Origin of the sequence: Nocardioides sp. BP30 (genome assembly GCF_029873215.1) — a bacterium.
In the GTDB taxonomy this organism is placed as follows: domain Bacteria; phylum Actinomycetota; class Actinomycetes; order Propionibacteriales; family Nocardioidaceae; genus Nocardioides.
On the sequence record NZ_CP123620.1, the window covers coordinates 2,344,843 to 2,365,649 of the forward strand.

The 20,807-nt window shown below is 69.2% G+C and carries 15 protein-coding genes and 2 rRNA genes; 16 read left to right on the forward strand and 1 reads right to left on the reverse strand.

Going from position 1 to position 20,807, the window contains the following annotated elements; genetic code table 11:
- The first annotated feature begins 93 nt into the window (after nt 1–93).
- From P5P86_RS11105 to P5P86_RS11175, 15 genes are all read left to right on the forward strand, one after another.
- A 23S ribosomal RNA gene (locus tag P5P86_RS11105) occupies nt 94–3,226 on the forward strand.
- A gap of 109 nt (nt 3,227–3,335) precedes the next feature.
- A 5S ribosomal RNA gene (rrf, locus tag P5P86_RS11110) occupies nt 3,336–3,452 on the forward strand.
- Nucleotides 3,453–3,629: 177 nt separating this feature from the next.
- Nucleotides 3,630–4,007, forward strand: a complete 378-nt coding sequence (locus tag P5P86_RS11115) for a single-stranded DNA-binding protein (RefSeq protein WP_280607496.1) — start codon at nt 3,630–3,632, stop codon at nt 4,005–4,007.
- 29 nt (nt 4,008–4,036) lie between these two features.
- Nucleotides 4,037–5,068 (forward strand): HAD-IIA family hydrolase, encoded by a 1,032-nt coding sequence (locus P5P86_RS11120; RefSeq protein WP_280607497.1) that lies wholly within the window; start codon nt 4,037–4,039, stop codon nt 5,066–5,068.
- Complete coding sequence (locus tag P5P86_RS11125; RefSeq protein ID WP_280607498.1) at nt 5,065–5,250, forward strand: hypothetical protein; 186 nt, start codon at nt 5,065–5,067, stop codon at nt 5,248–5,250. Before P5P86_RS11120 ends, P5P86_RS11125 begins: the two co-directional genes overlap by 4 nt.
- 6 nt (nt 5,251–5,256) lie before the next feature.
- The gene (locus P5P86_RS11130; protein ID WP_280607499.1) at nt 5,257–6,093 is read left to right on the forward strand and encodes a TlyA family RNA methyltransferase; all 837 of its coding nucleotides are present in this window, start codon (nt 5,257–5,259) and stop codon (nt 6,091–6,093) included.
- A gap of 11 nt (nt 6,094–6,104) precedes the next feature.
- A complete protein-coding gene (locus P5P86_RS11135; protein ID WP_446724939.1) occupies nt 6,105–7,040 on the forward strand; it encodes an NAD kinase in 936 nt (311 codons plus the stop codon).
- The gene (gene recN / locus P5P86_RS11140; RefSeq protein WP_280607501.1) at nt 7,040–8,785 is read left to right on the forward strand and encodes a DNA repair protein RecN; all 1,746 of its coding nucleotides are present in this window, start codon (nt 7,040–7,042) and stop codon (nt 8,783–8,785) included. Before P5P86_RS11135 ends, recN begins: the two co-directional genes overlap by 1 nt.
- A 69-nt stretch (nt 8,786–8,854) precedes the next feature.
- Nucleotides 8,855–10,003 (forward strand): putative cytokinetic ring protein SteA, encoded by a 1,149-nt coding sequence (gene steA / locus P5P86_RS11145; RefSeq protein ID WP_280607502.1) that lies wholly within the window; start codon nt 8,855–8,857, stop codon nt 10,001–10,003.
- Nucleotides 10,000–10,908: a copper transporter gene (locus P5P86_RS11150; RefSeq protein WP_280607503.1), complete on the forward strand. Its 909-nt coding sequence runs from the start codon at nt 10,000–10,002 to the stop codon at nt 10,906–10,908. The genes steA and P5P86_RS11150 overlap by 4 nt, the downstream gene beginning before the upstream one ends.
- A gap of 11 nt (nt 10,909–10,919) precedes the next feature.
- A complete protein-coding gene (gene pyrG, locus P5P86_RS11155; RefSeq protein ID WP_280607504.1) occupies nt 10,920–12,650 on the forward strand; it encodes a CTP synthase in 1,731 nt (576 codons plus the stop codon).
- Nucleotides 12,651–12,656: 6 nt separating this feature from the next.
- Nucleotides 12,657–13,232 (forward strand): NUDIX domain-containing protein, encoded by a 576-nt coding sequence (locus P5P86_RS11160; RefSeq protein ID WP_280607505.1) that lies wholly within the window; start codon nt 12,657–12,659, stop codon nt 13,230–13,232.
- Nucleotides 13,233–13,259: 27 nt separating this feature from the next.
- Nucleotides 13,260–14,378, forward strand: a complete 1,119-nt coding sequence (gene ald, locus P5P86_RS11165; RefSeq protein WP_280607506.1) for an alanine dehydrogenase — start codon at nt 13,260–13,262, stop codon at nt 14,376–14,378.
- Entirely contained in the window at nt 14,375–15,340 is a 966-nt protein-coding gene (gene xerD / locus P5P86_RS11170; RefSeq protein WP_446724940.1) for a site-specific tyrosine recombinase XerD, read from the forward strand. Before ald ends, xerD begins: the two co-directional genes overlap by 4 nt.
- On the forward strand, nt 15,337–17,892 hold the full coding sequence (locus P5P86_RS11175; protein ID WP_280607507.1) for a DEAD/DEAH box helicase: 2,556 nt from the start codon (nt 15,337–15,339) through the stop codon (nt 17,890–17,892). Before xerD ends, P5P86_RS11175 begins: the two co-directional genes overlap by 4 nt.
- 467 nt (nt 17,893–18,359) lie before the next feature.
- Here the strand turns inward: P5P86_RS11175 and P5P86_RS11180 are convergent, their stop codons facing one another.
- The gene (locus P5P86_RS11180) at nt 18,360–20,375 is read right to left on the reverse strand and encodes a S53 family peptidase (RefSeq protein WP_280607508.1); all 2,016 of its coding nucleotides are present in this window, start codon (nt 20,373–20,375) and stop codon (nt 18,360–18,362) included.
- Nucleotides 20,376–20,490: 115 nt separating this feature from the next.
- On the opposite strand from P5P86_RS11180, the gene P5P86_RS11185 reads away from it, so the two are divergent.
- On the forward strand, nt 20,491–20,781 hold the full coding sequence (locus tag P5P86_RS11185; protein ID WP_280607509.1) for a GNAT family N-acetyltransferase: 291 nt from the start codon (nt 20,491–20,493) through the stop codon (nt 20,779–20,781).
- Nucleotides 20,782–20,807 lie beyond the last annotated feature (26 nt).

The following is a 20,807-nucleotide window of genomic DNA, read 5'->3' on the forward strand; positions in this document are numbered from 1 at the left end:
GTGAGGGTTGGGTGGGTGGTGCGCGGTCTTTGTAGTATGCCTTTGAGTTTTTTTGACGAGAACAGTGTTTGTTGTTTTTGTTGAGTGTTTGTTTGGCAAGCTATGAGGGGCACATGGTGGATGCCTTGGCATCAAGAGCCGATGAAGGACGTACGAGCCTGCGATAAGCCCTGGGGAGTTGGCAACGAAGCGTTGATCCGGGGGTGTCCGAATGGGGGAACCCAGCACGAGTCATGTCGTGTTACCCCTGCCTGAATATATAGGGCAGGTGGAGGGAACGCCGGGAAGTGAAACATCTCAGTACCGGTAGGAAGAGAAAACAATAGTGATTCCGAGAGTAGTGGCGAGCGAAATCGGATGAGGCTAAACCAGCTGCGTGTGATACCCGGCAGGGGTTGCGTGGTTGGGGTTGTGGGAGCCTTCGGGTCCATCTGCCGGTGGGCCGCACAGTGAGAAAATGTCGTTGAATGCGAAGTCCGTTGGAAAGCGGTGCCGTAGAGGGTGATAGTCCCGTAGTGGTAAGACGATGTCTGTGGAGGGTTGTCCCAAGTAACACGCTACTCCTGGAATGGCGTGTGAATCTGGCAGGACCACCTGTTAAGCCTAAATACTCCTTGATGACCGATAGCGGACAAGTACCGTGAGGGAAAGGTGAAAAGTACCCCTGGCGGGGAGTGAAATAGTACCTGAAACCGTGTGCCTACAATCCGTCAGAGCCCGGCTGCCCTTTGGGTGTTGGGGTGATGGCGTGCCTTTTGAAGAATGAGCCTGCGAGTTAGTGGTGTGTGGCGAGGTTAACCCGTGTGGGGTAGCCGTAGCGAAAGCGAGTCCGAACAGGGCGTTTCAGTCGCATGCTCTAGACCCGAAGCGAAGTGATCTATCCATGGGCAGGTTGAAGCGCCGGTAAGACGGCGTGGAGGACCGAACCCACTTCAGTTGAAAATGGAGGGGATGACCTGTGGATAGGGGTGAAAGGCCAATCAAACTTCGTGATAGCTGGTTCTCCCCGAAATGCATTTAGGTGCAGCGTTGTGTGTTTCTTGCCGGAGGTAGAGCACTGGATAGCCGATGGGCCCTACCAGGTTACTGACGTTAGCCAAACTCCGAATGCCGGTAAGTGAGAGCGCAGCAGTGAGACTGCGGGGGATAAGCTCCGTAGTCGAGAGGGAAACAGCCCAGACCATCAGCTAAGGCCCCTAAGCGGTGACTAAGTGGAAAAGGATGTGGAGTCGCAGTGACAACCAGGAGGTTGGCTTGGAAGCAGCCACCCTTGAAAGAGTGCGTAATAGCTCACTGGTCAAGTGATTCCGCGCCGACAATGTAGCGGGGCTCAAGTCATCCGCCGAAGCTATGGCATTCACATGTTAGCTAAGCCGCTCCTTGTGGGTTGGTTCAGGTGTGTGGATGGGTAGGGGAGCGTCGTGTGGGCGGTGAAGCGGCGGAGTGATCCAGCCGTGGAGGCCACACGAGTGAGAATGCAGGCATGAGTAGCGAATGATGAGTGAGAAACTCATCCGCCGGATGATCAAGGGTTCCAGGGTCAAGCTAATCTGCCCTGGGTAAGTCGGGACCTAAGGCGAGGCCGACAGGCGTAGTCGATGGACAACCAGTTGATATTCTGGTACCGGCAAAGTAGCGCCCATGACGAGGCGCATGATGCTAACCACCCGAAACACCGTGATCTATGCCTTCGGGCGTGGGCGTGTGTGCGTAGCGTGGGACCCGAGTGTGTAGTAGTCAAGCGATGGGGTGACGCAGGAAGGTAGTCGATCCGGCGCGATGGTTGTCGCCGGCTAAGGATGTAGGACGCTGTCTAGGTAAATCCGGGCGGCTGTGTTTGATCACGTGTCTGAGATCTGATGGGGACCCGTTTGGGGAAGTCGATGATCCTATGCTGTCGAGAAAAACCTCTAGCGAGCTATGCGCCGCCCGTACCCCAAACCGACTCAGGTGATCAGGTAGAGAATACCGAGGCGATCGAGCGAACCATGGTTAAGGAACTCGGCAAAATGCCCCCGTAACTTCGGGAGAAGGGGGGCCGGATCCGTGAACCCACGTGCTGGGGGTAGCGGTGATGGCCGCAGAGACCAGGCCCAAGCGACTGTTTACTAAAAACACAGGTCCGTGCGAAGTTGTAAGACGATGTATACGGACTGACTCCTGCCCGGTGCTGGAAGGTTAAGGGGACCGGTTAGAGCGTGAGCTCGAAGCTGAGAACTTAAGCCCCAGTAAACGGCGGTGGTAACTATAACCATCCTAAGGTAGCGAAATTCCTTGTCGGGTAAGTTCCGACCTGCACGAATGGAGTAACGACTTGGGCGCTGTCTCAACCGTGGACTCGGCGAAATTGCACTACGAGTAAAGATGCTCGTTACGCGCAGAAGGACGGAAAGACCCCGGGACCTTTACTATAGTTTGGTATTGGTGTTTGGTTCGGCTTGTGTAGGATAGGTGGGAGACTGTGAAGCATGCACGCCAGTGTGTGTGGAGTCATCGTTGAAATACCACTCTGGTCGTACTAGATGTCTAACCTTGGGCCATGATCTGGTTCAGGGACAGTGCCTGATGGGTAGTTTAACTGGGGCGGTTGCCTCCTAAAATGTAACGGAGGCGCTCAAAGGTTCCCTCAGCCTGGTTGGTAATCAGGTGTTGAGTGTAAGTGCACAAGGGAGCTTGACTGTGAGACAGACATGTCGAGCAGGGACGAAAGTCGGAACTAGTGATCCGGTGTCGGCATGTGGAAGCGGCATCGCTCAACGGATAAAAGGTACCCCGGGGATAACAGGCTGATCTTCCCCAAGAGTCCATATCGACGGGATGGTTTGGCACCTCGATGTCGGCTCGTCGCATCCTGGGGCTGGAGTAGGTCCCAAGGGTTGGGCTGTTCGCCCATTAAAGCGGCACGCGAGCTGGGTTTAGAACGTCGTGAGACAGTTCGGTCCCTATCCTCTGCGCGCGTAGGAAACTTGAGAAAGGCTGTCCCTAGTACGAGAGGACCGGGATGGACGAACCTCTGGTGTGCCAGTTGTACCGCCAGGTGCATGGCTGGTTGGCTACGTTCGGAAGTGATAACCGCTGAACGCATCTAAGCGGGAAGCACGTTTCAAGATGAGGTTTCCCACCCTTGATGGGTTAAGGCCCCCTATAGACGATGGGGTTGATAGGCCAGAAGTGTACAACCGTGAGGTAGAGCTGACTGGTACTAATAGGCCGAGGGCTTGCCTTACAAATGCTCAACTGAACCAACAACCATGTTGGCTACTGCGTGATGTTCGCGTCCACGAACCGACTTGTGTAACCACAGTTTTCCCGGCGTTGTGTCGGGGTTATAGGGTTACGGCGGTCATAGCGAAAGGGAAACACCCGGTCCCATCCCGAACCCGGAAGTTAAGCCTTTCAGCGCCGATGGTACTGCAACCGGGAGGTTGTGGGAGAGTAGGACGCCGCCGGACAAGCATTCACGTAGGGCCGTCCCCGTTTCAGGGGACGGCCCTACGTCACATTTACGGGTCGTATGCGCGCTGTTTCCGTCCCCAGGCCACCGTTGCGACAACACTCTCCACAAGCTGACGGGCGCGCTGCCGCCGGGGCCGCCGGCACGGGCACGCTGGTCGTGGAGGTGATGCGCGATGGGCGCGAAACGGGACGAGGGCGGCTCGACGCCGCAGCTGAGCCTGATCTCAGCGAACGAGGTGCGGTTGGTCGGCCGGCTGACAGCGCCCGCCGAGGAGCGGGTCCTCGCGAGCGAGGCGGTGATGTGCACGTTCATGATGGCGGTGGAGCGTCAGGACAACGAGCTGCGGTCTGGCCAGCGGGTCGACGTGCTGAGCTGCATCGCGTGGAAGCCGCGGCTGCGGCGCCAGGTGCTGGCATGGATCGAAGGTGACGTGGTCGAGGTGCAGGGCGCGCTGCGGAAGCGGTTCTTCCGGCTCGCCGGTGGCACCACGGCGTCGCGGGTAGAGGTGGAGGTCGGGTCCGCGCGCCGGATCCGTCGCATGACAGCATGACCATCACACCGTTGGAAGGCAGGTCTCCTGTGCTCACGTCCCCCGCGAGCGCCCTCAGCGCCGTCTACGACCTCGCGATGCTCGATCTCGACGGGGTCGTCTACATCGGCGGCTCGGCCGTGCCGGGTGCGGCGGCGAGCATCGCGCGGGCACGCGAGGACGGCATGAGGATCGCCTTCGTCACCAACAACGCCGCCCGGCCGCCGGGTCGGGTGGCCGAGCACCTGCGGGAGCTCGAGATCGAGGCGCAGGCGCAGGACGTGGTGACGTCGGCGCAGGCGGCCGCCAGGGTGCTGCGCGACCGGTTCGGCGCCGGTGCGCGCATCGCTGCGCTCGGAGCGGAGGGTCTGGTCGAGGCGCTGGCAGCCGCCGAGCTCGAGGTGGTCGACGTCGAGGCCGACGCCGACGCCGCGGTCACAGGCTACGGCCCGGACGTGCGCTGGCGAGACATCATGCGGATCGCCACCCGGATCAAGGGCGGTCTGCCATGGGTCGCGAGCAACACCGACGGCAGCATCCCGACGCCGTACGGGGAGGCACCGGGTCACGGCGTGCTGGTCGACACGATCGCTCGGTTCTCCGGCGTGACGCCCGTGGTCGCGGGCAAGCCGTCCCCGCCATTGCTCCAGGAGACGATCAGACGGGTCGGCGGCAAGCGGCCCCTGATGGTGGGGGACAGGCTGGACACCGACATCGAGGGCGGCACGGCCGTCGGCGTCGACACCCTGTTGGTCATGACGGGCGTCACGGGGCTCGACGAGTTGCTGGCGGCGCCATCGGAGTCGCGCCCGACCTACCTGGCGGCCGACCTCAGTGGGCTCCTCGTGCCGCACCCGGAGCCGGAGGTGACCGGTGCCCAGACGCGCGTGGGCGGGTGGGTGGCAACCGTCCAGGGCGGCTCGGCACGGCTGACCGGCGAGGGCAGTGCGCATGACTGGTGGCGCGCCCTGGCGCACGCTGCCTGGGCCCATCTCGACGCGACGGGCACGCCGGTCGGCGGTGCTGGACTCGAGCCACCATCGCCGTCGGCGGTGCCCGGAGGCGGTAGCCTGCCCGCATGAGCGAGGCAGAGTTCGATCGCGCCGACGCGGCCGCGCCGGTGCGCACCGGGATGGCATCGGTGGACGAGGTGCTCGCCGCCGTCGACGCGCTCGACGAGACACCTGTCGAGCAGCACGCCGCGATCTTCGGTGATGCGCACGATGCGCTGCGTCGCGCCCTCGACGCAGACCCGGAGGCCTGAGCCGGCGTGCCGCGGCGCCTTCGTCTCGATGCCGAGCTGGTCCGCCGCCGCCTGGCGCGCTCGCGCGAGCACGCCAGCGACCTGATCGCTGCCGGACGCGTGACGGTCGGCGGGGCTCGCGCGACCAAGCCGGCCACCGGCGTCACCACCGACGCGGCGATCGTCGTCCGCGACGACCCCGACGATCCCGACTACGCGTCCCGCGGCGGCCACAAGCTTGCCGGTGCGCTGGAGGTGTTCGCGCGGCTCGGCCTGAGTGTCGAGGGGCGCCGCTGCCTCGACGCCGGCGCCTCGACCGGGGGCTTCACCGACGTCCTGCTGCGTCGCGGGGCGCGCGAGGTGGTCGCCGTCGACGTCGGCTACGGGCAGTTGGTCTGGCGACTCCAGCAGGACCCCCGCGTCGTCGTACACGACCGCACGAACGTGCGTGAGCTGACCCCCGAGCTCATCGGCGGTCCGGTCGAGGTGGTGGTCGGCGACCTGTCGTTCATCTCGCTGGAACTGGTCCTCGACGCGCTCCTCGGCGTCACCTCGGCCGACGGCGACCTGGCCCTGATGGTCAAGCCGCAGTTCGAGGTCGGCAAGGACCGAGTCGGCCGCGGCGGAGTCGTGCGCGACCCCGGCCTGCGGGCCGAGGCGGTCAACGCCGTCGCGGCGGCGGCGGCTCGGCGGGGCTGGGGCGCGCAGGCCGTCACCACCAGCCCGCTGCCCGGCCCGTCCGGAAACGTGGAGTTCTTCCTGTGGCTGCGCCGTACGGCGGCGGCGGTCACCCCCGAGCAGATCGAGGACGCCGTCCGCGCCAACGTGGGACTGTCGGTCCCGGATGAGAAGGTGGACCCGTGACCGCAGCCGCGATGGAGACCGAGCAGCCGCGCCGCGTCCTGATGCTGACCCACACCGGTCGTGACGAGGCGCGGCAGGTCGCGCACGCCTGCTTCAAGGCGCTGGTCACCCACGGCATCATCGTCCGGATGCTCGCCGACGAGGTCGCCGAGCTCGAGCTGACCGCCGAGGACCAGGATTGTCTGGAGGTGGTGGCGGACGACGAGGCCGGCGCCGATTGCGAGCTGGCCCTGGTCATCGGCGGCGACGGCACGATCCTGCGGGCCGTCGAGGTCACCCGGGCCAGCCGGACGCCGGTGCTCGGCGTCAACCTGGGCCATGTGGGGTTCCTGGCCGAGGCCGAGGTCGAGGACGTCGGTTCGACGATCGACGCGATCGTCGCCAGGCGCTACACCGCCGAGGACCGCGTCACGCTGGACGTGCGTGTCTTCCACGGTGGAGACGAGGTCTTCCGCACCTTCGCGCTGAACGAGGCGAGCGTGGAGAAGGCGGCCCGGGAGCGGATGCTCGAGGTCGTCGTCGAGATCGACGGCCGTCCGCTGTCGCGCTGGGGCTGCGACGGGGTCGTCTGCGCCACGCCGACCGGCTCGACCGCCTACAACTTCAGTGCCGGCGGCCCGGTCGTGTGGCCGGCCGTCGAGGCACTGCTGATGGTGCCGATCAGCGCGCATGCGCTGTTCGCCCGTCCGCTGGTGGTGGCGCCGACCTCGGTGCTCGCGATCGAGCTGATGGCGGGTGCCGCGGGCACCGGCGTGCTGTGGTGCGACGGCCGACGGGCCGTCGACCTGCCCGCAGGCGCGCGGATCGAGGTCACCCGGGGCGACGTGCCGGTGCGCCTGGCGCGGCTGCACGAGGCGCCGTTCACCGACCGGCTGGTGGCCAAGTTCGGGTTGTCGATCGAGGGCTGGCGCGGGGCCAGCGAGCGTCGGCGGAAGGGGAGCGTCTGATGCTGGAGGAGCTTCGGATCAGTTCGCTCGGAGTGATCGACTCCTCGACCATCGAGCTGGGGCCGGGCCTGACCGTCATCACCGGCGAGACGGGTGCCGGCAAGACGATGATCGTCACCGCCCTCGGGCTGCTGCTGGGCGGCCGTGCCGACGCGGGGGCGGTCCGCAAGGGCGCCAAGACCGCCCGCGTCGAGGGCGTCGTCGACGCCCGGGCGCTGCCCGACTTCCTCGCCGCGACCGACGAGGCCGGTGGCGAGGCCGAGGACGGCCGGGTCCTGCTGGCGCGCACGGTAGCCGCTGAGGGCCGCTCGCGCGCCTTCGCCGGCGGTGCCGCCGTCCCGATCTCCACGCTCGGAGAGCTGGCCGCCCCCCTGGTCGCCGTGCACGGCCAGTCGGACCAGCACCGGCTGCTGCAGCCTCGCGCCCAGCGTGAGGCGCTGGACCGTTTCGGGGGTGGCGCGCTCGAGGACCTGCTGCGCACGTATGCCGAGCGATACCGTCGGCTCGGGGCCGTCGAGGCCGAGCTCGAGGAGGTGCGCACCAGCGCGCGCGAGCGTGCTCGGGAGGCCGACCTCCTCAGGTTCGGGCTGAGCGAGATCGAGGCCCTCTCCCCGTCGACGGGGGAGGACACCGCCCTGGCCGCCGAAGAGAGCCGGCTCGGGTTCGCCGACACCTTGCGGACCGCCGCCGAGCAGGCCCGCGAGGCGCTCTCCAGCGAGGAGGGCAGCCCCGACGCGCTGGGCGCCGCCTCCGCCGCTCGACGGCTGCTCGAGGGGGTGCGCGAGCACGACGCCGAGGCGGCCGCCCTCGCCGATCGACTCGCCGAGCTGACCTACCTGCTCTCCGACCTCGCCGCCGACGTCGCCTCCTACGCCAGCGCGATCGACACCGACCCCGCCCGGCTCGCGGCGGTCTCCGAGCGCCGAGCGGCACTGACCGGCCTGACGCGCAAGTACGGCGACACGATCGAGGAGGTGCTGAGCTGGTCCGAGCAGTCGGCCAAGCGCCTGCTCGAGCTCGACGGCACCGACGAGCGCATCCTGGAGCTCGCCCAGCAGCGCGATCGGCTGCGCCTCGAGCTCGCCGAGGCGGCAGGCGCGCTGAGTCGCGCACGCACCGCCGCAGCCACCCGGCTCGCTGAGGAGGTGACGGCCGAGCTGGGCCTGTTGTCGATGCCGCACGCCCGGCTCACCATCGACGTACGACAACACGAAGGCGGTGAGGCCGACGGTCGGGAGCCGCTCGACGTCGACGGACGCCGACTCCGGTTCGGAGCCTCCGGCGTGGACGAGGTGGAGCTGCTGCTCGCGGCCAACACCGGCTCCGAGCCGCGCCCGCTCGGGAAGGGCGCCTCCGGCGGCGAGCTCTCGCGGGTCATGCTCGCGGTCGAGGTGGCCCTGGCGGGGACCAGCCCCGTGCCGACGTTCGTCTTCGACGAGGTGGACGCCGGCGTCGGTGGAGCGGCAGCGGTCGAGATCGGGCGCCGCCTCGCGCAGCTCGCCCGCGATGCGCAGGTGCTGGTGGTGACGCACCTTCCACAGGTCGCCGCCTACGCCGACACGCACGTGGCGGTGCAGAAGGCCAGCGACGGCAGTGTCACCACCTCGGGGCTCAGCGTGCTCGACGACGCCGGGCGCGAGCGCGAGCTCTCCCGCATGCTGGCCGGCATGGCCGAGTCCGACACCGCTCTGGCGCATGCGCGCGAGCTGCTCGAGGTGGCGCGCTCGGCGCGCGCCGACGGGTGACGGCGCCCGACACACCCGAGCCCTCGCGTCCGCGGGCTGGCGCCGCTCGGATGTGAGGATGGCCGGGTCATGAAGCTTCCCACCCGGACCGCCACCGTCGCTCCCGCCGGCATCGTAGGAACCCTGCGCGCCGGCCGGCCCACCCGTTCGCTGATCCCGCGGTTGCGCGCGGGTGACATCGTCGTCATCGATCATGTCGACCTCGACCGTCCCACCGCCCAGCGGATGCTGGACGCGGGCGTCGCCGCAGTGATCAACGCACAGCCCATGACCTCGGGTCGCTTCCCCAACCTCGGCCCCCAGCTCCTGGTCGAGGCCGGGATCGTGGTCGTCGACGGCGTCGGCGAGGGAGGCTTCGCCGCGCTCGCCGACGGCCGGACCGCGCGGGTCGACGGCGGCACCGTCTACGACGGCGAGCAGCGCCTCACCACCGGGCGGGTCGTCGACCGCGAGCTGACGCAGGCGCAGATGGCCGAGGCGCGAGCCGGCATGGCCACCCAGCTGCAGACGATCAGCCACATCAGCAGCGAGCTGGTCCGGCGCGAGCAGGCGGTTCTGCTGCACGGCATCGGCCTGCCGGCGCTCGCAGCACGGCTCGAGGACCGCCCCGTCCTCGTGGTCGCCGACGCCCCCGAGACCTCGGACCAGTTGCGCCGGATGCGCACCTTCCTGCGCGAGCAGCGGCCCGCCGTGGTGGCGACCGCCGCGGCTGCGCGGGCGGTGCGGCAAGCCGGTCTGCGGCCGGACGTGGTCGTCGTCGGCGCGGGCGAGGACCTGCCCGAGGCGAAGGTGCTGCGTGCCGCCAAGGACGTGGTGGTCTGCGGTGCCTCGGCGGTGCACGACGACAGCCTGTCCCGGATCGGTACGGCGCCGCACCACGTCCTCACCAGCCTCGCCTCGCGCGACATCGCCCTGCTCCTCGCGCAATCGGCGTCGCCGCGGGTGCTGATCGTCGCGGGCATGGGCGCGAGCCTGACCGACCTGCTGGACCGCGACCGCGACGGCGCCGCGGGCTCCTTCCTCAGCCGACTCGCCGCGGGTCAGCAGGTGGTGGACGCCTCGGCGGTGCCCACGCTCTACTCGGGCCGGGTGCGGGTGCGCCACGTCGTTCTGGCCCTGCTGATCTGCGTGCTGCTGGTCGCCGCCGCGATCGCCACCACCGACGTGGGCCACGACTGGCTGCGCGACCTGCTCGACCAGATCGGGGTCCAGGGATGATCCGGCGCGCGCTCGTCCCGGCCATCGGGATCTGCGCCGCGCTGGGTGTCGGCATCGCCCTCGGTGGCGGCCCGCTGAGCGATCGCGGTGACGCCTCGACGACGGCCTCGAACGGCACCCGTCGCGCGGACGCCGTCCTGTCCGCCCAGGTGAGCGCCGGTGACAAGCTGGCCGCCGCCACGGCCGCGACGCTCTATGCCCACCGGCTGGCAGGTCAGCAGGTGGCGATCGTGACGATGCCGGGTGCTCCGGCCGCCGTGGTGCAGGCGCTCGCGGGGCAGGTCGCGGCAGCAGGTGGCGTGGTGGCCAGCACCACCCGGGTCTCCGCCTCGGCCCTGGACCCGGACAGCAAGGCGATGGTCGACAGCCTCGGCAGCCAGCTCGCCGGTCAGACGCACGGTGTGGTCGACGCCGCGCAGCCGACGTACGTGCGGTTGGGCCAGCTCGTCGGCTCTGCCGTCGCCACGACGGCGGCCGCCGGAGCACCCTCCGCCGACCAGGCCACTGCGCTGGCCACCCTGGCCGAGTCCAGGCTGATGGCGCTCAGCGGCACCGGGAGCGCCCAGGCAGGCACCCGCGCGAGCGTCCAGACCACCGCGCCGCTGATCCTGCTGGTGCTCGGCGACCATGTCGACCCGACGATCCTCGCCGGCCTCGTGCAGGGTACGGCGACGCGCGCCCACGGGGTCGTCGTCGCCGGCAGCACGGGCTCCGGGCTGCGGGGCGACCTCAAGCGTCTGCGCGCCGACGATCTCGGCGCGCAGTCGAAGACCGTCGCGACGGTCGACGGCGACGAGCGCAACACCGGCCAGGTCGCCACTGTCCTGACGCTGGCACACCAGGTGACCGGCGGTGGTGGGGCCTACGGCGCGTCAGGAATCGATGGAGTGGCTCCACTCGGATAGGATTAAGGTCCATGAAGTCGGGCACCGCCACCAAGCACGTTTTCGTCACCGGGGGCGTCGCCTCCTCTCTCGGGAAGGGCCTGACGGCATCGAGCCTGGGCCGCCTTCTGCGCTCGCGTGGGCTTCGGGTCACGATGCAGAAGCTCGACCCCTACCTCAACGTCGACCCGGGGACGATGAACCCGTTCCAGCACGGCGAGGTGTTCGTCACCAACGACGGCGCCGAGACCGACCTGGACATCGGGCACTACGAGCGGTTCCTGGACACCGACCTGTCCGGACACGCCAACGTGACCACCGGCCAGGTCTACTCCAACGTGATCGCCAAGGAGCGACGCGGCGACTACCTCGGTGAGACGGTGCAGGTCATCCCGCACATCACCAACGAGATCGTCGACCGGATCCTGGCCATGCACGGCCCCGAGGTCGACGTGTGCATCACCGAGATCGGCGGCACGGTGGGCGACATCGAGTCGCAGCCGTTCCTGGAGGCCGCGCGCCAGGTCCGCCAGCGCATCGGTCGCGACAACGTGTTCTTCGTGCACGTCTCGCTCGTGCCCTACATCGGGCCCTCCAAGGAGCTCAAGACCAAGCCGACCCAGCACTCGGTGATGGCGCTGCGCCAGATCGGCATCCAGCCCGACGCCGTGGTCTGCCGCGCCGACCGCGAGCTGCCCCAGGGCATCAAGTCGAAGATCGCGCTGATGTGCGACGTGGACGAGGAGGCCGTCGTCACCGCCGCCGATGCTCCCTCGATCTACGACATCCCCAAGGTGCTGCACCGCGAGGGGCTGGACGCCTACGTCGTGCGCAAGCTCGACCTGCCCTTCCGTGACGTCGACTGGAGCGTGTGGGACGACCTGCTCCGGCGGGTGCACCACCCCAAGGAGACGGTCACCATCGGGCTGGTCGGCAAGTACATCGACCTTCCCGACGCCTACCTCTCGGTCGCCGAGGCGCTGCGTGCCGGCGGCTTCGCCAACGAGGCGAAGGTGGAGCTGGTCTGGATCCCCTCCGACCTGTGCGAGACGCCCGCCGGTGCGGCCAAGCACCTTGCCGAGCTCGACGGCGTCTGCGTGCCCGGTGGGTTCGGCATCCGCGGCCTGGAGGGCAAGCTCGGCGCACTGACCTACACCCGCCAGCACGGCATCCCGACGCTCGGCCTGTGCCTGGGTCTGCAGTGCATGGTGATCGAGTACGCCCGCCAGGTGCTCGGGCTGGAGAAGGCCGGGTCGACCGAGTTCGACGCGGACACGCCCGAGCCGGTCATCGCCACCATGGCCGAGCAGCTCGCCTTCGTCGAGGGCGCCGGCGACCTCGGCGGGACGATGCGCCTCGGTCTCTACCCGGCGGCGCTGAAGAAGGGCTCAATCGCCGAGGAGGTGTACGGCGAGCCGCTGATCCAGGAGCGCCACCGGCACCGGTACGAGGTCAACAACACCTATCGGGAGCGCCTGGAGGAGGCCGGTCTGGTCTTCTCCGGCACCTCGCCCGACAACGAGCTCGTCGAGTTCGTCGAGCTGCCCCGCGAGACGCACCCCTACTACATCGCCACCCAGGCCCACCCCGAGCTGCGCTCGCGGCCGACCCGCCCGCACCCGCTGTTCAAGGGGCTGGTGGCCGCCGCGATCGCCCGCCAGAAGGAGCAGCGCTTCCCGATCGACGAGTCGAAGCTGCACCGCGAGCCCGACCAGGACGCTCCCGTGGAGGCCGCGGCGCTCGCCGCGGTGGACGCGGAGTAGCGGCGGATGCCCGATCTGCGGGACACCGCCGAGCAGTGGCCGATCGTCTCCTCCCAGGACCTGCACCGCGACGACTGGGTGATGGCCCTGCGTCGCGACACCATCCGTCGTCCCGGGAGCGACGAGACGTTCTCCCGGCTGGTGCTGGAGCACCCGGGCGCGGCGGTGATCCTGGCGCTCGACGACGAGCGACGGGTGCTGTGCCTCAAGCAGTACCGGCACCCCGCCGGCATGCGGTTCGTCGAGCTGCCCGCCGGCCTGCTGGACGCCGACGGCGAGGAGCCGCTCCAGGTCGCGCAGCGCGAGCTGCGCGAGGAGGCGTCCTTCGCCGCGCGGACGTGGCGCCCGCTGACAGCGGCGTACTCCTCCCCGGGGATCCTCGGCGAGCGGATCCACTACTTCGTGGCCACCGACCTCACGCCGGTCGACCGCGGCGACTTCGTGCTGGAGCACGAGGAGGCCGACATGGAGTTGATGTGGGTGCCGTTCGACGAGCTGTACGCAGCGGTGCTCGCCGGCGAGGTCACCGACGGCCCGCTGATCATCGCCGTGCTGATGGTGCGGGCGCGGGATCTCGCGTAACGCGGCGGCGCAGGGTATGACTGGATCATGACCAGGATCGGCGTACCGAAGGAAGTCAAGAACCACGAGTACCGGGTCGCGATCACCCCGGTCGGTGTCCACGAGCTCGTCGCGCACGGGCACGAGGTGGTCATCGAGCAGGGTGCGGGCCTGGGGTCCTCCATCCCCGACGAGGAGTACGTCGCGGCAGGTGCCCGGCTGCTCACCGACCCCGACGAGGTCTGGGGCGGCGCCGAGCTGGTGTTGAAGGTCAAGGAGCCGGTCGCGGAGGAGTACCACCGGCTGCGCGAGGGGCTGACGCTGTTCACTTACCTGCACCTGGCAGCGGACAAGCCGCTGACCCAGGAGCTGCTGGACCGCAAGGTCACCGGCATCGCCTACGAGACGGTCCAGCTGCCCTCGGGTGCGCTGCCGCTGCTCTACCCGATGTCGGAGGTCGCCGGTTGCCTGGCGCCGCAGGTGGGCGCCTACTCGCTGCTCAAGGCCCAGGGCGGCCGGGGCGTGCTGATGGGTGGCGTGGGCGGTGTGGCGAACGCGAAGGTCGTCATCCTCGGTGCGGGGGTCTCGGGACAGAACGCGGCCAACATCGCGCTGGGCATGGGCGCGGACGTGACCCTGCTCGACACCGACCTGGACAAGCTGCGGATGTCGTTCTGGCGCTACAACAACCGGGTGCACGGGCTGGCCTCCTCCAAGCTGGCGGTGGAGGAGCAGGTCAAGCAGGCTGACCTGGTGATCGGGGCGGTGCTGATCCCGGGTGCTGCGGCACCGAAGCTGGTCAGCAACGAGCTGGTGGCGCAGATGAAGCCGGGCTCGGTGCTGGTGGACATCGCGATCGACCAGGGTGGGTGCTTCGAGGACTCGCGGCCCACGACGCATGCGGATCCGACCTTCCCGGTGCACCAGTCGACGTTCTACTGCGTGGCGAACATGCCCGGTGCGGTGCCGAACACCTCGACGTACGCGCTGACGAACTCGACGCTGCCCTACGCGGTGGCGCTGGCGGACAAGGGCTGGCGTGCGGCGTGCGCGGCGGACCGCAGCCTGGCGCTGGGCCTCAACACCCACGCCGGGCAGCTGACCAACGCACCGGTCGGCGAGGCCGTGGGCATCGACGCGGTCGCGGTGGAGAGCGTGCTGTCCTGACCGAGACCGGCATCGCGCCCCACACCGCCGTCCGCACCTACCTCGACCACCTCTCGGTCGAGCGCGGTCTGGCCCACAACACCCTCTCCTCCTACCGCCGCGACCTGCGCCGCTACCTGGAGTTCCTCGCCGGGGAGGGTGTCGAGGACCTGACGGCCGTCTCGGAGAGCACCGTCGCCGACTTCCTGGTGCGGCTGCGCGAGGGAGACGCCGACCACCAGCCGCTCTCGGCCACCTCGGCGGCGCGGACGGTGGTGGCGGTGCGGGGCTTCCACAAGTTCGCCCTGGCCGATGGGATGCTCAGCCTCGACCCGGCGGGCGCCGTACGGCCCCCGCGACCGGCCAAGCGGCTGCCCAAGGCGCTGCCGCTCGCCGATGTCGAGGCGATCCTGGAGGCGGCCGGGACACCGGAGACCCCGCTCGCGCTGCGCGACCGGGCATTGCTGGAGGTGCTCTACGGCACCGGGGCGCGGATCTCGGAGGCGGTCGGCCTCGACGTCGACGACCTCGATCTGCCGCCCGCCGAGGCCGGTGGCACCGTGCTGCTGCGCGGCAAGGGCGGCAAGGAGCGGCTGGTGCCGCTGGGTTCCTACGCCCGGCGCGCCGTCGAGGCCTACCTGAGCCGGTCGCGGCCCGGGCTCATCGCCTCAGCGGGCCCAACCAGCCGCTCCCGGGGGCCGGCCGGTGCACTCTTCCTCAACGCCCGCGGTGGCCGGCTCTCGCGGCAGTCGGCATGGGCGGTGCTCGTCCGGACCGCCGAGCGTGCCGGCGTGACCAAGGACGTCTCGCCGCACACCCTGCGGCACTCGTTCGCGACCCATCTGCTCGACGGCGGCGCCGACGTACGCGTCGTGCAGGAGCTGCTGGGACACGCCTCGGTGACGACCACCCAGATCTACACCCTCGTGACCGTCGACAACCTGCGCGAGGTCTTCGCGACGGCACATCCGAGAGCCAGGTGAACGTGACCAAGCCATGGGTCCCCCCGGTCGGGGCCAGCCCCGACGACGTCTACGAGGCGATCAGCGCCTATGCCGCCGGCCGCGGCCTCGAGCTCTACCCGCACCAGGACGAGGCCATCATCGAGCTGCTCGGCGGTGCCAACGTCGTCCTCGCGACCCCCACCGGCTCAGGCAAGTCGCTGGTAGCGATCGGGGCGCACGCCGCAGCCCTGGCCGGCGACCGGGTGAGCTTCTACACCGCCCCGATCAAGGCGCTGGTGAGCGAGAAGTTCTTCGAGCTCTGCGAGGTCTTCGGCGCCACAGAGGTCGGGATGCTCACCGGTGACGCCTCGGTCAACGCCGATGCACCGATCATCGCGTGCACCGCCGAGGTGCTGGCCAACATCGCGCTGCGCGAGGGATCGCGCGCCGACATCGGTCTGGTGATCATGGACGAGTTCCACTACTACGGCGAACCCGACCGTGGCTGGGCCTGGCAGGTGCCGCTCCTGGAGTTGCCGCAGGCGCAGTTCCTGCTGATGTCGGCCACGCTCGGCGACACCCGCGAGCTGCGCGAGGACCTGACCCGGCGCAACGGCCGGGAGTCGGTGCTGGTCGACCAGGCCGAGCGGCCGGTCCCGCTGAGCTTCACCTGGGCGATGACGCCGCTGGCGGAGACGCTGGAGGAGCTGGTCACCACCGGTCAGGCCCCGGCGTACGTCGTCCACTTCACGCAGGCGGCCGCGGTGGAGCACGCGACCGGCCTGCTGGGCGCCGGGTGGATCACGCCGCCCGACAAGGAGGAGCTGGCGAGACGGCTGGCCGACGTACGGTTCGCGGCGGGGTTCGGCAAGACGCTGGGCAAGCTGCTGCGCAAGGGCATCGGCGTGCACCATGCCGGGATGCTGCCGCGCTACCGCCGGCTCGTGGAGCAGCTCGCCCAGGCGGGGCTGCTGCGCGTGATCTGCGGCACCGACACGCTCGGCGTGGGCATCAACGTCCCCATCCGGACGGTGCTGTTCACCGGTCTGGCGAAGTTCGACGGCCGACGGCAGCGCATCCTGCGCACGCGCGAGTTCCTGCAGATCGCCGGGCGCGCGGGCAGGGCCGGCTACGACACGGCCGGGTACGTCGTCGTGCAGGCTCCCGAGCACGTGATCGAGAACGAGCGGCTCAAGGCGAAGGTCGCGGAGCGGCAGGCGGCGGGCAAGAAGAACTCCAAGGCGCAGCTGAAGAAGCCGCCGGAGGGCACCGTCGTGTGGAACGAGGCCGCCTTCGCCCGGCTGGTCGAGGGCCAGCCGGAGCCCCTGCAGAGCAGGATGAAGGTCGACAACGCGATGCTGCTCAACGTGGTGGCCCGCGAGGAGGACGCCTTCGTGGTGCTGCGACGGCTGCTCACCGAGAACCACGAGTCACGCCGCGAGCAGCTGCGGCTCGCGCGGCGCGCGCTGCGGCTGGCACGCTCGCTGGTCGGATCGGGGATCCTGACCCGGCTCGAGGAGCCGGATCGGTTCGGCCGTCGCTACCTCCTCACCGAGGACCTGCCGGCCGACTTCGCGCTCAACCAGCCGCTCGCGCACTTCGCGCTCGCGGCGCTGGACACCCTCGATCCGGAGTCGGTGGATCACACGCTGGAGGTGCTCTCCACCATCGAGGCGGTCCTCGAGCCGCCACGGCAGCTGCTGCTTGCCCAGCAGTTCGCCGCTCGCGGTAGGGCCGTGGAGGAGATGAAGGCCGACGGGATCGAGTACGAGGAGCGGATGGCGCTGCTCGAGGACATCACCTGGCCCAAGCCGCTGGCCGAGCGTCTCGAGGCGCTCTACGAGGTCTACCGGACCTCGCACCCGTGGCTGCCCGAGGACGCGCTCGACCCCAAGTCGGTGGTGCGCGAGATGTACGAGCAGGGGATGAGCTTCACCGACATCGTCGGCCGCTACCAGCTCGCCCGGTCCGAGGGACTGGTGCTGCGCTACCTCACCGACGCCTACCGCACGCTCTCGCACACGCTGCCGGCGACGGTGGTCACCCCCGAGCTGGACGACCTGATCGCCTGGCTGGGGGAGACGGTCCGGCAGACCGACTCCTCACTGCTCGATGAGTGGGAGGCGCTCAACGACCCGGCCCACGTGCGGCCCGACGTCGCCCACCATGCTCCGCCGCCACCGCCGCGCGCGCTCTCCCAGCAGGGCCGCGCCTTCGAGGTGATGGTGCGCAACGCGATGTGGGCGCGCGTGGACGCCGTCGCCCGCGACGACCTCGACGCGCTGATGGCGATGGAACGGGCAGCTGCCGATCGCACCGATCCGCCGGCCGAGGTGACGATGACGCGCTCGGCGTGGGACGAGGCGCTGGAGGAGTACTACACCGAGCACGGATCCGTCGGGCTCGATGCCGACGCGCGGAACCCGAAGATGCTGGCGGCGCGGGACGAGGGCCGGGTCCGACACCTCACCCAGACGCTGTCCGACCCTGCCGGGCACCACGACTGGGTGATCGAGGCCGAGGTCGACCTGGACGCCACCGACGAGCTCGGGGAGCTGGTGCTGCGGACGACCGCGATGCGGCGGCTGTGAGGTCGACTCGGGCCTGCGTCCGGGTTGAGTCGGGTCTGCGTCCGGGTTGAGTCGGGTCTGCGTTCGGGTTGATTCGGGGGCCCGTCCGGGTTGAGTCGGGTCTGCGTCCGGGCTGAGTCGGGCCGGCGTCCGGGCTGCTGGGTCGGGTGGGTGCCGTGCGGCGCCCGCCGCCCACCGCCGAGGCAGACCTACCGCCGCGCGGCGCTCCTTCGTCGCGGCGCGTCGTCCGGTAGCGCCTCGGCGGCGCACGTCGGTCACCGCCCGGCGCTCGTCCTCGCCCCATCCGGCCGTGCCCGCGGTGCTGCCGCAGTTCGGCGGGGGCGGAGGCCCGATTCGGCGGGGACGGAGGCCCGATTCGGCGGGGACGGAGGCCCGATTCGGCGGGGACGGAGGCCCGATTCGACGGGCGAGGGGCGCCCCCGGCTGGAGACGCCCCTCGCTTGGTGTTGGGTGGGTGGTGGTGCCGATCAGTGTCCGTGTCGGCGGGAGGCCAGCTTGTCGAGGTAGGTCCCGGTGACGGTGCCGACGCCGGTCACGTCGTCCCAGCCCCGGTTCACGTTGAGCGAGGAGTCCTGGTCGAACGTGCGGACGGTGTAGAGGAGGCCGTCGGCGGGGTTGTATCCGTTGGTGTAGTCCGAGCGGATGTTGCCCGCGTCCGGTCCCTTGGTGGCCGGGTCGTAGAACGACGAGGTCGTCTTGGCCAGGCTGTAGATCAGCGGGTTGGCGAAGCCGATCCGGCCGTGTGCGCGCTGCTGGGCGACCGCCTGGACGCCGGCGAGCAGCGGCGAGGCGAGGCTGGTGCCTCCGACGCGGTACTCGCCGTAGTGGACGCCGGCCGGGCCGAAGACGCTGGGCAGCTCGAAGTCCTGGGTCTCACCCACGAGCATGCCGGTGGTCGGGTCCGCGTCCATCGCGATGTCGGGTACGGCGCGACCACCCGTGGGGTTCTGCCGCACGACGCCGCGCTGGTAGGCGGGCTCGTCGAAGAGCTGGCTGAAGCCGCCGCCGGCGCCGTACAGCCAGGTCTCGCTGGCGGGGTCCCAGCTGGTGCCGTCAGCGGTCAGGGAGAACTTGTGGGTGCCCCAGCCGGTCTCGAACTGACGGGTGTTCGCCTTCGTGACGCCGAGGGCGGTGCCGCCGACAGCTGTCACCCACGGGTCGCCCGCCGGGTAGTCGGGGTGGATGTAGCCGGCGTTGGCCAGCTCGTCCCCGTCGTCGCCGGAGGAGAAGTAGAACCCGATGCCCTGCACGGCGCCCTGCTGGAAGATCGACTCGTAGGCGTCGATGGTGGACTGGTCGAGCGTCAGGCACGGCGTGTCGGTCGTGCAGTTGTCCGCCGGGTCGTTGGCGATCACCGTCGGCTCGCCCCAGGAGTTGGAGATCACCGAGGCCTTGTTGATCGAGACGATCTTCGACAGGGAGGCCAGCAGGTCGTCGTCGAAGCAGCTGGCGGCGCCGACGTACTGGATGTTCGCACCGGTGGCCATGCCGTGCACGGCCTCGACGTCGAGCGCCTGCTCGCCGTACCAGCCGTTGCCGCCGCAGTCACCGATCGGATCCGCCGAGGCGGTCGAGGCGCCCTCGGGGAAGCTGAGGTCGCTGAACTGGCCGCGCTTGAGGGCCGGGTCACCGTGCCGCTTGGCGTACGTCGAGGCGTCCGCGGCCAGCGTGGAGGAGTCGAAGGCGTCCACGATCGCGACCGTCTGGCCCTCGCCGGTCTGGCCCCTGCCGACGCCGTACGTGCCGCGAAGCTGCGCGGGGGTGTAGCCGCACACGGAGTAGGGCAGCGTCTTGCCCTGGAACTTCGGCAGCGTGGTGGCCAGCTTCTGGCCGTAGTACGCCGAGCACGGGGTGGCGTTGACGAAGCCGGCCGGCGCACCGAGGTCCTGCGGCTGCTGCTGCGGCTGCACCGTGTGCCCCGCCGGCGTCAGGCCGGTGATGGCGAGCACGGGCGCGGTCACCGAGTTCGGCACCGACAGCGTCGAGTCGGGCGCCTGCACGGTGCCACCGTCGAACTTGTACGTCGACATGGTGGTGCCGAACGCCTTCGACACCTCGGCGGCGGTGCCGCTCACCGCGACGTAGTGGTTGTCCGAGCCGACCGACGTCACGGTCAGGCCGTCACCGGTCAGCCAGCTCTTGACCTGGGCCACCTGGGCCTGGGTCGGAGCGAACTTGGCGACGTACTGGTCGTGGGTGAGGAACTGCTCGTAGTTCGCGCTGGTCGGATCGCTGACCGACTGTGCGAGCGCAGCGAGGTCGGAGCCGTTGTTCGCCCCGAGCCACACCTTGGCGGTCACCTGCTTCGACTTGGCGACCGTGCCTGTCTTCTCAAACTTGGGGTTCGTCTGCCACGCCGGCCGGCTGCCGTGCAGATCGTGCCGGCCTCCTGCCTGTGCCGAGGCCGGGGACATGCCGACGGTGGCCAGGCCGACCGTGCCGACGGCGATGATCGCCAGAACTCCCACCCGAGTGGTGCGCATGATTCTCCTTGTCCGCGACACCGCCGAGATGCCGCATGCGCTTGATCCTTGTCCTGACCTGCCGCGGCTGGCAAGGGTCAAATTCCCGGCGAGGCACCGGGATAGGCTTCCCGACATGAGCGAGGTCGACGTCCGTAACAATCCCGCCGAGAACCGCTACGAGGCCTGGCTCGACGGTGAGCTCGCGGGCATCGCCACCTACGGGCTCGGGCCGAGCACGGTGGTCTTCTTGCACACCGAGGTCGACGACAGGTTCGGCGGCCGCGGGGTCGGGGGAGCGCTCGCCAAGGGGGCGCTTGACGACGTCCGCGCCGACGGCAGCCACGACGTAATCCCGCTGTGCCCCTTCATCAAGAGCTACATCGAGAAGCACCCGGAGTACGAGGACCTCGTCCACCGGCGATGAGGCGTCGTCGCGGGGCCACGAGGTTG

Coding starts and splice junctions, on each gene's coding strand:
- steA (WP_280607502.1), top strand. CDS start 8,855: ATGAAGCTTCCCACCCGGACCGCCACCGTCGCTCCCGCCGGCATCGTA.
- P5P86_RS11125 (WP_280607498.1), top strand. CDS start 5,065: ATGAGCGAGGCAGAGTTCGATCGCGCCGACGCGGCCGCGCCGGTGCGC.
- P5P86_RS11150 (WP_280607503.1), top strand. CDS start 10,000: ATGATCCGGCGCGCGCTCGTCCCGGCCATCGGGATCTGCGCCGCGCTG.
- P5P86_RS11115 (WP_280607496.1), top strand. CDS start 3,630: ATGGGCGCGAAACGGGACGAGGGCGGCTCGACGCCGCAGCTGAGCCTG.
- P5P86_RS11185 (WP_280607509.1), top strand. CDS start 20,491: ATGAGCGAGGTCGACGTCCGTAACAATCCCGCCGAGAACCGCTACGAG.
- ald (WP_280607506.1), top strand. CDS start 13,260: ATGACCAGGATCGGCGTACCGAAGGAAGTCAAGAACCACGAGTACCGG.
- pyrG (WP_280607504.1), top strand. CDS start 10,920: ATGAAGTCGGGCACCGCCACCAAGCACGTTTTCGTCACCGGGGGCGTC.
- recN (WP_280607501.1), top strand. CDS start 7,040: ATGCTGGAGGAGCTTCGGATCAGTTCGCTCGGAGTGATCGACTCCTCG.
- P5P86_RS11160 (WP_280607505.1), top strand. CDS start 12,657: ATGCCCGATCTGCGGGACACCGCCGAGCAGTGGCCGATCGTCTCCTCC.
- P5P86_RS11180 (WP_280607508.1), bottom strand. CDS start 20,375: ATGCGCACCACTCGGGTGGGAGTTCTGGCGATCATCGCCGTCGGCACG.
- P5P86_RS11135 (WP_446724939.1), top strand. CDS start 6,105: ATGGAGACCGAGCAGCCGCGCCGCGTCCTGATGCTGACCCACACCGGT.